The organism is Cupriavidus sp., from assembly GCF_057315035.1.
Window position 1 is genome coordinate 129511 of the sequence record NZ_DBHKYV010000002.1, and the last position, 14077, is coordinate 143587.

A 14077-nucleotide genomic window follows, 5' to 3' on the forward strand; every position below is an offset into this window, starting at 1 on the left:
GGGCCAGAGACCCGCCAGGAAGACCATGACAATCAGGAGACAGGGATGACCCCCGTACACACTTCACGCCGGCACCTCGTGCTCGGCGCCCTGGCGCTGGCCGCGCTGGGCTGCAACCTGCCCGCGTTCGCGGAAACCTATCCAAGCCGCCGCATCGAACTGATCGTGCCCTGGCAGGCCGGCGGCGGTGCCGATGTGGTGGCCCGCGCGCTGTCGGCTGCGGCGGCCAAGCATTTGCCGCAACCGCTGGTCGTCATCAACAAGCCCGGCGCAACGGGCGCAGTGGGCCTGGGTGAAGTGGTCAACGCCAAGCCGGACGGCTACAAGCTCGTGCTGTCGTCCAGCGAGCTGACGTTCCTGAACGCGCTGGGACTGGCCAAGTTTACCTATCAAGACCTGGTGCCCATCGCCCGCCTGAACGCCGATCCGGCTGCCGTGGTGGTGCGCGCCGATGCGCCGTGGGCCACGCTGGAGCAATTCCTGGCCGATGCGCGCAAGCCGGGCGCCAATATCCGGGTTGGCACGGCCGGGCAGGGCTCGGCGTGGCACATGGCGTCGGCGGCGCTGGCCGAAAAGACCGGTGCCCGCTTCAATGACATTCCGTATGCCGGCGGCGCACCGGCCACGCTGGCGCTGCTGGGCGGCCATATCGACGCGGTCACCGTGAGCACGGCCGAGGTGGCTACCCATGTGGAGGCTGGCAAGCTCAAGGTGCTGGCGGTGATGGCGGATCGCCGCGTGGCCGGCTTCGAGAACGTACCGACGCTGAAGGAGCGCCATATCGACCTGTCGATGGGCATCTGGCGCGGCATCTCGGCACCCAAGGGCACGCCGCCCGAAGTGATTGCCGTGCTGAAGACGGCCATCGCGAAATCGGTCCAGGAGCCCATCATGCGCCAGACGCTGGAGAAGCTCCATTTCAGCACCGACACCTATGCCGACGACGCGACGCTGCAGGCCGAGATGGCACGGGAAGCGGTGCAATTCCGGCCGCTGGCGCAACGCATCGCCGCGCAGCAGAACGCACGATGAGCGCCGCCGCCGAAAGCGCCACGCCGTTCATCGACGCCCACCAGCACTTCTGGGATCTGTCGCGCCATCCGTACCCCTGGCTACAGGGCGAGACAGTGCCCAACTTCCGGTATGGCGACTATAGCGCGCTGCGGCGCAATTACCTGCCGACCGACTATGCGCGCGATACGGCGGGGTGCGCCCCCGTGAAGACCGTGCATATCGAGGCCGAATGGGCGCGCGAGAATCCGGTGGACGAGACCGCGTGGGTTGACGCACTGGCCGAGGCCCATGGCCGCCCCACGGTCATCGTCGGGCACGCGCAACTCGACCGTGGCGACGTGGAAGCCGTGCTGGCAGGCCATGCGGCCTACGCCAGGATGCGCGGCATCCGCAACAAGCCGGCCACGGCGCGTCGCGAGGATGCGCGCCGTGGCCAACCGGGGTCGATGGACGACGAGCAGTGGCGACGCGGCTACGCGCTGCTGGGCCGCCACGGCATGTCGTTCGACCTGCAGGCGCCCTGGTGGCACCTGGACCAGGCGGCCGATCTGGCGCGCGATTTTCCGCAGACCCGGCTCGTGCTGAACCACACCGGGCTGCCGTCGGACCGCAGTGAGACCGGGCTGGACGGCTGGCGCCACGCCATGGAACGGTTGGCACGCGAGCCCAACGTCGCGGTGAAGGTTTCGGGGCTGGGCCTGCCCGGGCGGCCCTGGGCCGAGGTCGACAACGTGCCGGTGATCCGCGACGCCATTGCCATCTTTGGCGCGGATCGCTGCATGTTCGCCAGCAACTATCCGGTGGACAGCCTCGTGGCGCCGTACGCCACCATCCTGGCGGGCTTCATGGCCGCCATTTCGATCTATCCCCAGGCGCAGCAGCGCGCGCTGTTGCACGACAACGCCGCACGCATCTACCGGCTGCCCGACTGAACGGACAAACATTCATGGAAAACGAGATCAAGGTGGGTGCACGGTGCATCCGCAAGCTGGAAGTCGACCGTGCGCGCACGATCGACTTCCTGGGCGAGGACCTGCGTATCTATGCGACACCGGAACTGGTGCGCGACATCGAGCAGACCTGCCTAGACTTCCTGCAGGATCACGTGACGGCGGGGCAGAGCTCGGTGGGCACCGAGGTATCGGTCGCCCATGCGGGCGCGACGCCGCTGGGCGGGGAGGTGCGCATCGAGGTGGAAGTCGCGGCGGTGGACGGCCGCAGCGTGACCTTCAACGTGGCCGCCCATGACGCCGTGGAGACCGTGTGCACCGGCAACCATCGGCGCTTTGTGGTGGACGTGGAACGGCTCAAGTTCCGCGTGCGCAAGAAGGCCGAGGCCGCAGCTACGGCCGCTACAGCCGCACCGGCAGCTCGCTGACCGGCGCCGCCGGTGGCCGCAGCGCCGCGGTTTCGCCGCAGATCCAGTCGGCGAAGCTGCGGATGCGCGGATCGTCGAGACGTTCGCGCGGAAAGACGATGAAGTACGAGAACTCCACCGGCAGCCGGATCGACTCGAACAGCCTGACCAGCCGGCCTTCCTCGAGGTCCTGCTCGATCCAGTTCTTCTTGACCAGCGCTACACCAAGCCCGCTGATGGCGGCGTTGATGACCAGGTGGCTCGGCCAGAACGAGGGGCCACGGCTGGCGTCGACGTTGGTGACGCCCGCATGTTCGAGCCATATCGCCCAGTCGGGGTTGCTCACGTCAGTGTAGGTGCTGTCGTCGTGCAGCAGCGTGTGATGCTGCAGGTCGGACGGCTGGTTCAGCGGCGCGGCGCCCTGCAGTAGCGCGGGGCTGCAGACCGGGATCACCTCGACCGGCAGGCACAGGCGTGAATACAGGCCGGGATAGTCGCCCCGGCCATAGCGGATGGCCAGGTCGAAGTCGTCGCGCTCGAAGTCGATGCGGTGGTTCGAGGTGGAAACCTTGAGGTCGATCTCGGGATGGGCCTGCATGAAGCGGTCCATGCGCGGGATCAGCCATTTGACCGCGAACGTCGGCGGCATGTTGACCTTCAGCGCGGGGCGGTCCTTGCTGTGCAGGCGATGCGTGGCATCGGCCAGTTGCTTGAAGGCGAGCTGCACGGCCGGCAGGTAGGCGGTACCGGCCGGCGTCAGAACCAGCGCCTTGGCCTCGCGGATGAAGAGCTGCACGCCCAGGTTCTCTTCGAGCGTCTTGACCTGGTGGCTGACCGCCGAAGGCGTGACAAACAGTTCCTCGGCGGCCCGGGTGAAGCTGAGGTGCCGCGCGGCTACCTCGAACGCCCGGAGCGGGTTCAGGGGAGGGATCGATCTGGACATGGTCTCGCGTTCGTGTCGGGTCGCAACACCGCTGCGTCTGGCCCGCCGTCACATGGCGCCTGTCACGGGATCCGGCCGGGCTGGATGCACAACATAGCACCGGCGCAGGATGGCCGGCCATAGGTGCCTTCCCGTGCCGGCCGGCGCGTGTGCCGGGGCGGGCACTGCAGGCACCGGGTGTCCGGGCCGGCCTGGTGGGACGGGATCAGTGGCCCGAGGCAGCCTGCGAGCGCGGGCGGTAGTCGATCAGGCTGGAGAACACGGCAATCCCCACGGCCATGGCGACGAAGAACAACAGTGCCAGGAAGTAGGATCCGGACCACTGCACGATCACGCCGATCAGCACCGGCACCACCACGCCGGCCATGTTGCCGCAGAAGTTCATGGTCCCGGCCAGCACCCCGGTGCGATCCGGTCCGCCGATCACGGCCGGCAGGCTCCAGTACATGCCGCAGAAGCGAATGAAGAACAGCGCCACGCACAGCAGGGCCACCACCACGGTGGAATCCGCAATGTATGCGGCGGCCAGGATGCAGCCGGCCGCCACCAGCGACGACCCGCTGAACATGGTGCGCATAACCAGGTTCGGCGACGCGCCCGATGCCTTCCACTTGTCGCCCAGGTAGCCGCCGACCAGTTCGCCGACAAAGCCGGACATGAAGATCAGGAACGTAGCGCCGCCCATGGCCGTGATGTTGAACCCGTGCGCTTTGTGCAGGTAGCTCGGCATCCAGGTCAGCAGGCCGTAGAAGACCGCCAGGATGCAGCTGTACCCGGCGAACATCGCCAGCACCGAGCGGTCGCGGATCAGTTCGCGGAACGGCACCGCGGCGTGCGCCGCTGCATCGCTGGCCGGGGCGTTGCCGCGCACGATGTGCTCCAGTTCGGCGGCGTTGACGTCGGGATGCTCGGACGGATGGTTGCGGATATAGCGCCAGGCCAGCAGACCGGCCAGCATGGTGCCCACGCCCGCGATCACGAAGGCGATGCGCCAGGACCCGAGCCACGCGATCAGCCCGGCGATGATGATGGCGCCAAACGCGCTGCCCAGCGGTGCGCCACCATCGACCAGCACGGCGCCGCGCCCGCGCTCATGCGGCGTCAGCCACGAGCCGATCAGCTTGGCGCCGGACGGCATGATCGGCGATTCGGATACCCCGAGGCCCATGCGCGTGAGCAGCAGCACGATCCAGTTGTGCGAGACCGCGGCCAGCGCCTGGAACGCGCCCCAGGCGATGGTGGCAGCGGCGATGATGCCCCGCGTGTGATAGCGGTCGAGCAGCAGGCCGGCGGGAATCTGCATCAGCGCGTACGACCAGAAGAACGCGCTCAGCATCAGGCCCTCGATGGCGGGCGTCAGGTTGAATTCGGGCGCGATCAGCGGCAGGGCCACCGACAGCGACGCGCGGTCGATGTAGTTGATGGCCGTGAGCAGAAGCATGATCAGGAAGATGCGCCAGCGTACGTTGGTGAGCCGCATCGAGGCAGCCGGCGATAACGCATCGGTACCCGGGACGGGCGCGACGGGCGCGGAGGTGGCAGAAGGGTGCAGAGATGGCATGGCTGTCTCGTCGTTGTGGTTGTCGGGGCGAGCGAATCGCCCCGGCACTGTAGGAGCGCCGCCCCCGCGTTGCCTAATGACGCGTTGTGATCGCGTGATAACCGCTGGTGACGGCCGGTGCCGCCGGGCACGGCGGGAGGGAAGCCCGATGCGCCGCCGTTATCGGGTCATCACGCCTTTTCATTAGGCAGGGGGCGTCGCGCTTTGTACCGTGCGGTCTGGAGACAACGTACCGAAACGGAATCCTCATGCATCCCTTCCTCTATCACTTTCCCACCACGCTCAGGTTCGGCAACGGCCTGGCCGCGCAAGCCGGCGAACTGATCCGCCCCCATGCCGGCGGCAAGCTGCTCGTCGTCACCGACGAGGGCCTCATGCACAGCCGCGTGCTGGACGGCTTCTTCCAGTCGCTGCAGGACGCCGGCGTGGCCTACGAGACATTCGACGGCGTGGCGCCGAACCCCGATATCTCGGTGCTGGAGCGCGCCGTGGCCTTCCTGAAGGAACACGGCTGCACCGCCGTGGCGGGCGTGGGCGGCGGCAGCAGCATCGACACGGCCAAGGGCGTGGCCGCGATGGCGACGAACCCGGGGTCGATCCTCGACTACGAGGGCTACGACCGCATTCCGAACGAGCCGTTGCCGATCGTGGCGGTGCCCACCACGTCCGGCACCGGCAGCGAATGCACGGCGTCGACGGTGTTCACCAACAAGGAAACGCTATTCAAGACCGTCATCATCAGCCCGAAGCTGTTCCCGAAGGTGGCCATCCTGGATCCGGAACTGACGCTGCGCCTGCCGCCTGCGATCACTGCCGCCACCGGCATGGACGCGCTGACCCACGCCATCGAGTCCTATGTATCGAAGCAGGCCAACCCGATCAGCCAGGCCCTGGCGCTGCATGCAATCCGCATGATCGGCGGCAGCCTGCGCAAGGCGTTCTATGCCGGCGCAGACCTGCAGGCGCGCGCGGACATGCTGATGGGGTCGTTCCTGGCGGGGGTGGCGTTCTCGCAGTCGAAGCTGGGCAACGTCCACGCAATCTCCCACACGATGGGCGGCGTGTTCGACATCGCGCACGGCATCGCCAACGCGGCGTTGCTGCCCTACGTGGTGGCGTTCAACGTGCCGGCCAGCCCCGAGCGCTTCCGCGACATCGCGCAGGCGCTGGGCAGCGAGGTGTCCGGCCTGACGGACCTGGAAGCGGCCGGGCGCGTGGTGACCTTGATCCGCGACCTGAATCGCGCGCTGGGCATCCCGTCGACGATCCGCGAGCTTGGCGTGGACCTGGCCCACCTGCCCCAGATGGTGAAGGACTCGATGCGCAGCGGCAACGTGCTGGTGAATCCGCGCCTGACCAGCGCGGCCGACATCGAGCGGATCATCGTTGCCGCGCATCGCGGCGACATCGAGGCGTTCGCGTAACGCATTACCCAGAGAATGACCATGTACTACGAAATGCGGACCTACACGGTCCAGATCGGCAAGATGAAGGAATACCTGCGGCACTTCGAGCAGGAAGGGCTGCCCGTGATCTCGCGCTACGCCAAGCTGGTGGGCTGGTGGTACACCGAGATCGGCGAGCTGAACCAGGTGGTGCACATCTGGGCCTACGAAAGCCTGGACGACCGGATCGCCCGCCGCAATGCGCTCTACGAAGATCGCGACTGGCTCGAGAAGTTTGTACCGGTGGCGTTCCCGATGCTGGTCAAGATGGAGTCCAAGCTGCTGCGCCCCGCGGATTTTTCACCGATCCGCTGAGTTGTCCCCGCTGTCGTTCTCGCTGCCGTCCGGCAGCGGTTCGACGCAATGCGCCTGCAGCGACGCGATCAGCAGGCGCGCTCCCGGCGACAGGTGTGCGCCGGATCGGGTGATCACGCCATAGGGGTCGTCCAGCGCGCGCATCGGCACTGGCAGCTGCACCAGCATGCCGAACCGCTCGCCAAATTCCGCCACGGCACGCGGCACCACGGCCACCAGGTCGGGGGTGTCCTGCAGCATCGTGAGCGTGGCAAAGGCCGATGCGGTTTCCAGCGGATAGCGGGGCAAGTCGATGCCCGCGTCGTCCAGCTCGCGTTCGAGCGCGCGGCGCATCGGCGTGTTGACCGGATACGCCATCCACGGCAGGCCGGCCAGGTCGGCCAGCGTCAGCGCCGAGGCGCCCGCCAGCCGGTGCGAGCGCGCGGCCACCACCGCGAGCGGTTCCATTTCCAGTGCCATGCAGTCGTAGGCACCCGGCCTGCGGCTGACGCCACAGCGGCACAGGGTCAGGTCGATGCGGCCTTCGTCCAGCAGCGGCAGCAGTGCCGCGCTGGTGTTCTCGATGATTTCCACGGACAGGTGCGGCTGCTGCTCGCGCAAGGCGGTCAGCGCGCGGGTCAGCAGCGGAATCGCGCCCATGATGACCCCCACCGCGAGATGGCCGCCGTGTCCCTGCGCAATGGCCGTGATCTCGGCATGCAGGTGTTCGAGGTCGCTGTAGATCAGGCGCGCGTAGCGCGTGACGCACTGGCCGAGTTCATTGGCCACCAGACCCTTGGGCTGGCGTTCGAACAGCGACATGCCCAGGATGTCCTCGATCTCGCGCAGGGCCTTGGTGGCGCCCGGCTGCGAGATGGCGATCTCGTCGGCGGCCTTGTGCAGCGAGCCGTGATTGTCCAGCGCGATCAGCAGGCGCAGTTGCTTCAGGCGCAATCTTGACGCAATGGTGGCGAGCGAGGGGAGTGCCGTGGGGCGCATGGCGGAGCGTGCAAAAGTCGACACTATAGCGCCTTCGACCCATCCCGGCACGGCGCGCGGATAACCGCCGCTTATCGGCAAATCAGGCCTTTTCATTGGCGCCCGCCGGCGCCGCCGCATAGAGTCCCCCCGACACGCGCGGCCACACCGCGTCCATCTCCAGGAGACTCCATGTCGTTGCAAACTTCCGGCCAACAATACATTGGCGGCGCACGCAGTGCCGCCGGCTCTACCTTGCTGTACAGCGTGAATGCCAGCACGGGCGAGCGCCTGCCCGGTGTGTTCCACGCGGCCACGCCCGGCGAAGTGGACGCGGCCGCGCGTGCCGCAGCGGCGGCCTATCCCGCGTTTCGTGCGCTGGCGCCCGCGCAGCGCGCCCGCTTCCTGGACGCCGTGGCCGATGGCATGGACGCGCTCGACAATGCGTTCATTGAACTAGTCTGCCAGGAAACCGCACTCCCGGCCGCGCGCATTGCAGGGGAGCGCGCGCGCACGAGCCACCAGTTGCGGCAGTTCGCAACGGTGCTGCGTCGCGGCGATTTCCTGGGGGCACGCATCGACCTGGCCATGCCGGAGCGCAAGCCTCTGCCACGCGCGGACTTGCGGCAGTACCGTATCGGCGTCGGGCCGGTAGCCGTGTTTGGCGCCAGCAATTTCCCGCTTGCGTTCTCCACGGCCGGCGGCGATACCGCGTCGGCGCTGGCGGCTGGCTGCCCGGTGGTGTTCAAGGCCCATATGGGACACATGGCAACGGCGTCCGTGATCGCCGACGTCGTGGTGCGCGCGGCAGAGGCCACGGAGATGCCGCGCGGCGTCTTCAACATGATCTTCGGCGACCGCGTTGGCGAGCATCTGGTCAAGCATCCCGAGATCCGCGCCGTCGGCTTCACGGGTTCGCTGCGTGGCGGCCGTGCGCTCTGCGATATGGCCGCGGCCCGTCCGCATCCGATTCCCGTGTTTGCCGAGATGAGCAGCGTCAATCCGCTGATCCTGATGGCCCAGGCGCTGGCGCGCCGGGGCGCGGCCATCGCGGCTGAGCTGACCGCGTCGGTCACGCTGGGGGTAGGGCAGTTCTGCACGAACCCGGGCCTGGTCCTGGGCATCCGCTCGGCGGCGCTCGACGCATTTGTCGCGCATTTCAAGACAGCCATCGCCGCCGCGCCCGCGCAGACGATGCTCAATGCAGCGGGATTGCAGCACTACGTCGCCGGGGTGCGGAAGTTTGACGATACGCCGGGCATGACCTTGCTGGCCGCCGCACCGGCTCGACCCGGCCAGGCGTCCGCCGAACTGTGGCAGGCCGACTCCGCACTGCTATTCCAGCCCGATGGCCGCTTGCAGCACGAAGTGTTCGGACCTTGCACGGTCCTGGTGGTGCTGGAAGATGCCGAAGCGCTGAAGCGCGCCATCGACGCACTCCAGGGGCAGTTGACGGCAACACTGATCGCGGACCCGGAAGACTTGGCCGAGGCCGCACCACTGGTGGCGGCGCTGGAGCACAAGGCGGGACGGCTGCTGGTCAACGGCTATCCAACCGGCGTGGAGGTGTGCGATGCCATGGTGCACGGCGGCCCGTATCCCGCCACGTCCGACGCGCGCGGCACGTCGGTGGGCACGCTGGCCATCGACCGCTTCCTGCGACCTGTCTGCTTTCAGAACATGGACGACGCGCTGCTGCCGGCGGCGCTGCGCAATGCCAACCCGCTGGGCATCGACCGGCTGGTGAATGGCGTGCGGACTCGCGAGCCGGTCGTGGCGTAGCGGTGAACGTGGCTTCGGCAATCCCTATTCGAGTTGGATATTGGCCTGCCGAACCACTTCCGACCAGCGCCGGGTGTCATCGGCGATTACCTTCGACAGGTTGTCGCCGTTGCCATAAAGCGGCAGGGCGCCCTGGTCGTGCAGCAGTTTCACCGTGCTGGGGTCCGAGGTAATGGCCTTGATGGTGTCCTGCAGCTTCTTGACGATCTCCGGGCTGGTGCCGGCAGGCGCCATTACCGACCACGATTCGGTTTCCGCGTCAGCTATTCCGTGTCCGGCTCGCTCGGTGGCTTCCTGGATCGACAACTTGGCCTGGGCTTCTACAAGCACCTTCTGGCCAACGTCAGCAGCACCGACTCGGTAGCAGTTCTCGATTCGTCGATCCGCGCGACGGTACCGACTTCAAGCCTGGGCGAGCATCTGCGCCGCTTTGCCGCGACGTCGGGCGCACTGATGAAAGCACCCAGCCCCACGGGCTTTGGATTCCCGGCGCGTGCGGAACGCGGCTTCACGTTGCCGGTGATCGATCCGCAGGCGCTGTTGGCCGGCCGCACGCTGACGCAATCGGTGCCCGCGACGCTGCAGCCGTATGCTAGCCTCCCGGTCGTTCGCAAGGCCGTGAATGGCACGTATGGCGAGACCTTCAAGGTGCCGGCCAACTCGACACTGTCGGTCGTGATTCAGTAAGACCCACGGGGCGGCATGTGCCGCCCCTTCTTCTTTGGAGTCGTATGCAGAAGATCGTACTGACTGCACTGGTGGCGCTTGGTCTCGCGGGCTGCGCTGGCGCGGCACCTACGGACGAGCAGCTGCAGAAGTTGACAGGTGAGATCCACATTAAGGGCAATGAACCGTTTCCAACGGTCATGTTGGAGACGGCGTCCCATGAAACCTGGGAACTGGTGGGGATGCCGCTAGGCGAGGCACGTTCGCTCATTGGCCGACAGGCAACCGTAGAGGGAACCGTGATTCAGGCACCGGGACCAGGCGTGTGGCTCCCGTCCCTTCGGGTCAGCGGCACTCCGCAATCTTCGGGACGGTGACACGGCTCCCAGAACGCTGCCCTGGCCACGCCTAGACAGGTGCCGCAGCGCGCCAATATCATGCGGAGATAACAACGCAATGGCGGGAAACTATGGCGGGTCAATCGGCAACGGTGGAGGCACGGGTCGCGGTACTGGTGGACTGTGACAATACGACCCCTGAAATCCTTGAATATGCACTCCGGGTCGTGCCCCAGTTCGGGCGCCTGGTGCTTCGTAGAGGGTATGGCAACCACTCGACCCTCGCCAACAGGTGGCAAGAGGCACTAGTCCGCCTCGCTTTCACCCCCTGCTTACAGTACCAGTATGCGGCCGGAAAGAACACCGCCGATATTGCGCTCGCATTGGACGCAATGGAGGCGATGTTCGACTCGCGCGCTGATATCTTTTGCCTCGTCACCAGCGACTCCGATTTCGCGTACCTCTGTCGCAAGCTGCGCGAACGCGGCGCTACCGTCCATATTGTCGGGGAGGAGAAAACTCCCGACGCGCTGCGTAATGCCAGCGACCAGTTCTTTGAGTGGCAAGCGCCTGATCCGGCCATGGAACCGGCCGACACCGCAAAAGCGAGGGTATCTACGATACCCATACCTGCCAGGCCTCCGGCGAAGCGGCGGCCCAAGGCTGTGATTCGCGCTGTCGAGCTTCTCGCCGGCGATACGCCAGATGGGTGGGGCTTGGCGCCCTCGGGCAATACCTCAAGCGCACCGATCCAGCTTTTTCGCCGAAGGTTTTTGGCCATGCCACGCTATCCGATATGGTTCGCACCTACCCGGACTTGGTCATGACCCAGCATAACGGCACAGGATTCTGGGTCAGTATCAAGCCCAAGGTTGATGCAGTGGAAGGGTGAGATACACCCCTTACGACGTTGTGTTTGGGCCGACAATCGGTCGCGGAGAACCGTAGCCGACCCGTTGCGGTCAGTCTCACGGTGAGAGGTAACGGCGGGTACCGGTCGCATACCTGACATTCACGTATCCAGCGGCCTCTTGCGCTCTTCCGCGCACTTGCAAAAAGTATGAGTCAGGTTGAAACATTTCACATAACGAGAGTGAGTGACATATCCAACTAATGGTGGAAAGTATAGCGGTCTTCCGCAGACTACTTTAGTAATTATTTGTTGCCGGATTTCCAATCGGTCTCTCGTGTCTGTACCCTTGATTTCTAGTTGTGGCCTTCAATCTTTACAGTATGGACGCAATTTCATAGGTCCTATTCGCCAGGGAACTAAAAATGGAATATATAAGTGCTCTATCCTCCCCAATAGGACTGGCAGCCACCGCTTTAGCTCTTGTTTTCGGAATATCAGGGATCTTCGCAAAACGAAGAGCTGCGCCGAGATGGCTTCCGATCGTCGCAGTATCACTGGCAACCTTCTCCTTGATGGGTGGCCTGTTTCTCGCGTATGAACAGCAAGTAGCGGAGTCTCGAAAATTAAATAGTGCTGAAAAACAGAGCGAGCCAGGGAGTGTCATAAACGCAGTATCGAAGGGAGATTGCGCACCTTCACTGGCCGGAGTGAGTATCGGCGGTTCTTTTTCTCAGTCATGCAATAAGAAATCCTCCGAAGCTGCAAAATGAAAGCGCTACTCAGAGGTTTATGTTCATTGGTGCTATTGTGCCTTTCTGCCATATATTCGATTGCAGTTGGGCAATCGGCATCGACCTCTGGCGACTGCAGTCCAGCGTTTTCTCACGTTGACGTAAAAGGAGATTTAACCGTCGTAGTCGATTGTGCAAAATATAGGCCACAAATACAAGGGTTGGCCGATGAATTAAATGCTTTAAAACGGGCTAACAAAATAGGATCCGTGCAGTTGAGTAATGCGGTTTCCGCTTCTAATTTAATGATTAAAGCAGTCATGAGGCAAGTTAGCGCTCTTACAAGTGATGCGCAATCGACAAAGAAAAGCCTAAAGAATTTAGAAATAATTCTAACAAAAGAAGTGGCGGAAAATACTTCCGCGAATTTCCCTAAAGTCGCAGCCGATTGGGTAGCTACCTATAAAGATGTCACCAAGGATGTAAGGGCCGAGATTGGCGAAGATGACGCCGATAGGCAAGCAGCTTTAGCCCTAGCGCAACTAGATTTCACAAAATCAAAGACGATCCTTGATGAGCTTTTGGCGCGCTCTAATCAGGACCCCAAGCTCATCGCCCTGCGAAACTACAGGCGGGCTGAAATTTCTAGGCTGGAATTTCAACCAATGGCGGCCATTCCGTATTATAAAAAAAGCTACTTATTGGAGCCTGTGAATTATCAGTACGCACGTGCCTATGCTCGCGTGTTGAATTTTCAGGGTAATTTTTCAGCAGCGGAGCTTGTCTATATACCATTAATCTTGGACCTTAGAAAAAACGATCCGGCCGCTGCGGGAAGGATGGAGCAACTCGCTGATACTTTATTGGGAATTGGGTCAATCTACCAAGCGACTCAACGTTTTCCGGAAGCCGAACGCTCATATATGGAGAGTTTGGCGATTATGCAGAAGATTTCGTCTTCCGATTCCAGTATTGGGGTTGCTAAAATATTTAATAATCTCGCTCTTTTGTACGGTCAAACAAATCGCTTGACTGAATCTGAGCAGTTTCAACGTAAATCGGTGGAAAAGTTTCGAGATCTGGTGAAAGAAGATTCAACGAATGTAGATGCTCTCCTCAACGCGCTTAATTCGCTTGGAAATATTTTAGTTTCTGAGGAAAAATTTAAAGAAGCCGAGTCTACTTATCTCGAGGCATTGAATACATCTAAAAAATTATATGAATCTAATGGTATAAAATTTAAATATGAATATGCTCGTGCTTTGGGAAGTATCGGGATATTTTATGCGCAAACCGATGAAAGCGAAAGAGCTCTCCCTTACGTAATTGAGTCGGAGAAACTTTTTAAGCAAATGTTTTCAGAGAATCCGTCAGCTTATAGTGCTGACTACGCCACGATTATTCAATCGCTTTCGCAAACTTATGCCGCCCTTCGTAAATTCGACCTGGCGGAGGCATATGGGGTTGATGCCATAAAGTTAAGAAAGGAACTAATTCAGCGAGAGCCGGAGGCTTATAGATATGATTTGGCGCAATCTTATTACTCGATGATGATTCTTTATGCATTGAAAGGGCAGACAAAAAAAGCGATAAAAACCGGAGAAGAAACTTTGGTTATTTTTCGAGACCTATCGCAATCGAGGGAAGCTACCTATCGCCCCGCTATTGGAAAGTTGCAAAGTAGTTTGGCTGCCATGTATGCGGATGACGGAAATTTGACTGCGGCCACAGTCGCTGCAACTGAAAGCATTAAAATATTTGAAGAGCTGGTCAGAAATAACAACAGAGTCTACGAGGTGGACCTTGGGCACGCAATTTTTAACTATGGAAATATTTTAGAGGCGCAGAATAAATATACGGATGCAGCAGATTGCATGAAGAAGGCTTTGGATATATTTAGGGTCGCCTACGTTAATAATGGGAACATTTATAAATTTGAAATGACAAAAACGCTAAATAGGCTCGCTTCGGTTTATAAGAAACTTGGGCGATATCAAGAAGCTGAAGCACTAATTTCTCAGGCCAAATTGCTTTCCGGTGGGTAAATTATCCTACAGTGCCAGTGCCAGTGCCAGTGCCAGTGCCAGTGCCAGTGCCAGTGCCAGTGCCAGTGCC

Annotated in this window: 13 protein-coding genes and 1 pseudogene; 10 read left to right on the plus strand and 4 right to left on the minus strand. The window is 62.3% G+C overall.

Annotated features, from left to right (window positions below; all coding sequences use genetic code 11):
- Positions 1-45: 45 nt before the first annotated feature.
- The 3 genes from ACO550_RS04125 to ACO550_RS04135 are packed head-to-tail and all read left to right on the plus strand — an operon-like array spanning position 46 to position 2392.
- On the plus strand, positions 46-1032 hold the full coding sequence (locus tag ACO550_RS04125; RefSeq protein ID WP_315594943.1) for a tripartite tricarboxylate transporter substrate-binding protein: 987 nt from the start codon (positions 46-48) through the stop codon (positions 1030-1032).
- The gene (locus ACO550_RS04130; RefSeq protein ID WP_315594944.1) at positions 1029-1946 is read left to right on the plus strand and encodes an amidohydrolase family protein; all 918 of its coding nucleotides are present in this window, start codon (positions 1029-1031) and stop codon (positions 1944-1946) included. Before ACO550_RS04125 ends, ACO550_RS04130 begins: the two co-directional genes overlap by 4 nt.
- Before the next feature lie 14 nt (positions 1947-1960).
- Positions 1961-2392, plus strand: a complete 432-nt coding sequence (locus tag ACO550_RS04135) for a thioesterase family protein (protein ID WP_315594945.1) — start codon at positions 1961-1963, stop codon at positions 2390-2392.
- Here the strand turns inward: ACO550_RS04135 and ACO550_RS04140 are convergent.
- The gene (locus ACO550_RS04140; protein WP_315594946.1) at positions 2367-3314 is read right to left on the minus strand and encodes a transcriptional regulator GcvA; all 948 of its coding nucleotides are present in this window, start codon (positions 3312-3314) and stop codon (positions 2367-2369) included. The genes ACO550_RS04135 and ACO550_RS04140 overlap by 26 nt on opposite strands.
- A gap of 205 nt (positions 3315-3519) precedes the next feature.
- Positions 3520-4875, minus strand: coding sequence for an MFS transporter (locus ACO550_RS04145; RefSeq protein WP_485994231.1), 1356 nt, complete (start codon positions 4873-4875; stop codon positions 3520-3522).
- Between the two features lie 248 nt (positions 4876-5123).
- Between ACO550_RS04145 and ACO550_RS04150 the strand changes: the two genes are divergently transcribed.
- Together ACO550_RS04150 and ACO550_RS04155 are read left to right on the plus strand one after the other, a co-directional pair.
- Positions 5124-6299, plus strand: a complete 1176-nt coding sequence (locus ACO550_RS04150) for an iron-containing alcohol dehydrogenase (RefSeq protein WP_315594947.1) — start codon at positions 5124-5126, stop codon at positions 6297-6299.
- Between the two features lie 21 nt (positions 6300-6320).
- Positions 6321-6635: an NIPSNAP family protein gene (locus ACO550_RS04155; RefSeq protein ID WP_238264978.1), complete on the plus strand. Its 315-nt coding sequence runs from the start codon at positions 6321-6323 to the stop codon at positions 6633-6635.
- On the opposite strand, the gene ACO550_RS04160 is transcribed toward ACO550_RS04155, so the two are convergent.
- Positions 6621-7613 carry a LysR substrate-binding domain-containing protein gene (locus ACO550_RS04160; RefSeq protein WP_315594959.1) on the minus strand — a complete coding sequence of 331 codons (993 nt, stop codon included), beginning with the start codon at positions 7611-7613 and terminating at the stop codon, positions 6621-6623. The genes ACO550_RS04155 and ACO550_RS04160 overlap by 15 nt on opposite strands.
- Before the next feature lie 171 nt (positions 7614-7784).
- Here ACO550_RS04160 and ACO550_RS04165 point away from each other — a divergent pair, with 171 nt between their 5' ends.
- Positions 7785-9374, plus strand: a complete 1590-nt coding sequence (locus tag ACO550_RS04165; RefSeq protein ID WP_315594948.1) for an aldehyde dehydrogenase family protein — start codon at positions 7785-7787, stop codon at positions 9372-9374.
- Between the two features lie 24 nt (positions 9375-9398).
- Here ACO550_RS04165 and ACO550_RS04170 read toward each other — a convergent pair whose 3' ends face one another.
- Positions 9399-9608 carry a tripartite tricarboxylate transporter substrate-binding protein gene (locus ACO550_RS04170; protein ID WP_315594949.1) on the minus strand — a complete coding sequence of 70 codons (210 nt, stop codon included), beginning with the start codon at positions 9606-9608 and terminating at the stop codon, positions 9399-9401.
- Positions 9609-9644: 36 nt separating this feature from the next.
- On the opposite strand from ACO550_RS04170, the gene ACO550_RS04175 reads away from it, so the two are divergent.
- The 4 genes and pseudogenes from ACO550_RS04175 (at position 9645) to ACO550_RS04190 (ending at position 14007) form a co-directional block, all read left to right on the plus strand.
- Entirely contained in the window at positions 9645-10061 is a 417-nt protein-coding gene (locus ACO550_RS04175) for a M30 family zinc metallopeptidase (RefSeq protein ID WP_315594950.1), read from the plus strand.
- Between the two features lie 448 nt (positions 10062-10509).
- Positions 10510-10878, plus strand: a pseudogene (locus tag ACO550_RS04180) (NYN domain-containing protein); the annotation flags it as partial.
- Between the two features lie 209 nt (positions 10879-11087).
- Positions 11088-11270 carry an OST-HTH/LOTUS domain-containing protein gene (locus ACO550_RS04185; protein WP_315594951.1) on the plus strand — a complete coding sequence of 61 codons (183 nt, stop codon included), beginning with the start codon at positions 11088-11090 and terminating at the stop codon, positions 11268-11270.
- A 727-nt stretch (positions 11271-11997) separates the two neighbouring features.
- A complete protein-coding gene (locus ACO550_RS04190) occupies positions 11998-14007 on the plus strand; it encodes a tetratricopeptide repeat protein (RefSeq protein WP_315594952.1) in 2010 nt (669 codons plus the stop codon).
- The last annotated feature ends 70 nt before the right edge of the window (positions 14008-14077 follow it).

Coding starts and splice junctions, on each gene's coding strand:
- ACO550_RS04125 (WP_315594943.1), top strand. CDS start 46: ATGACCCCCGTACACACTTCACGCCGGCACCTCGTGCTCGGCGCCCTG.
- ACO550_RS04130 (WP_315594944.1), top strand. CDS start 1,029: ATGAGCGCCGCCGCCGAAAGCGCCACGCCGTTCATCGACGCCCACCAG.
- ACO550_RS04135 (WP_315594945.1), top strand. CDS start 1,961: ATGGAAAACGAGATCAAGGTGGGTGCACGGTGCATCCGCAAGCTGGAA.
- ACO550_RS04140 (WP_315594946.1), bottom strand. CDS start 3,314: ATGTCCAGATCGATCCCTCCCCTGAACCCGCTCCGGGCGTTCGAGGTA.
- ACO550_RS04145 (WP_485994231.1), bottom strand. CDS start 4,875: ATGCCATCTCTGCACCCTTCTGCCACCTCCGCGCCCGTCGCGCCCGTC.
- ACO550_RS04150 (WP_315594947.1), top strand. CDS start 5,124: ATGCATCCCTTCCTCTATCACTTTCCCACCACGCTCAGGTTCGGCAAC.
- ACO550_RS04155 (WP_238264978.1), top strand. CDS start 6,321: ATGTACTACGAAATGCGGACCTACACGGTCCAGATCGGCAAGATGAAG.
- ACO550_RS04160 (WP_315594959.1), bottom strand. CDS start 7,613: ATGCGCCCCACGGCACTCCCCTCGCTCGCCACCATTGCGTCAAGATTG.
- ACO550_RS04165 (WP_315594948.1), top strand. CDS start 7,785: ATGTCGTTGCAAACTTCCGGCCAACAATACATTGGCGGCGCACGCAGT.
- ACO550_RS04170 (WP_315594949.1), bottom strand. CDS start 9,608: ATGGCGCCTGCCGGCACCAGCCCGGAGATCGTCAAGAAGCTGCAGGAC.
- ACO550_RS04190 (WP_315594952.1), top strand. CDS start 11,998: ATGAAAGCGCTACTCAGAGGTTTATGTTCATTGGTGCTATTGTGCCTT.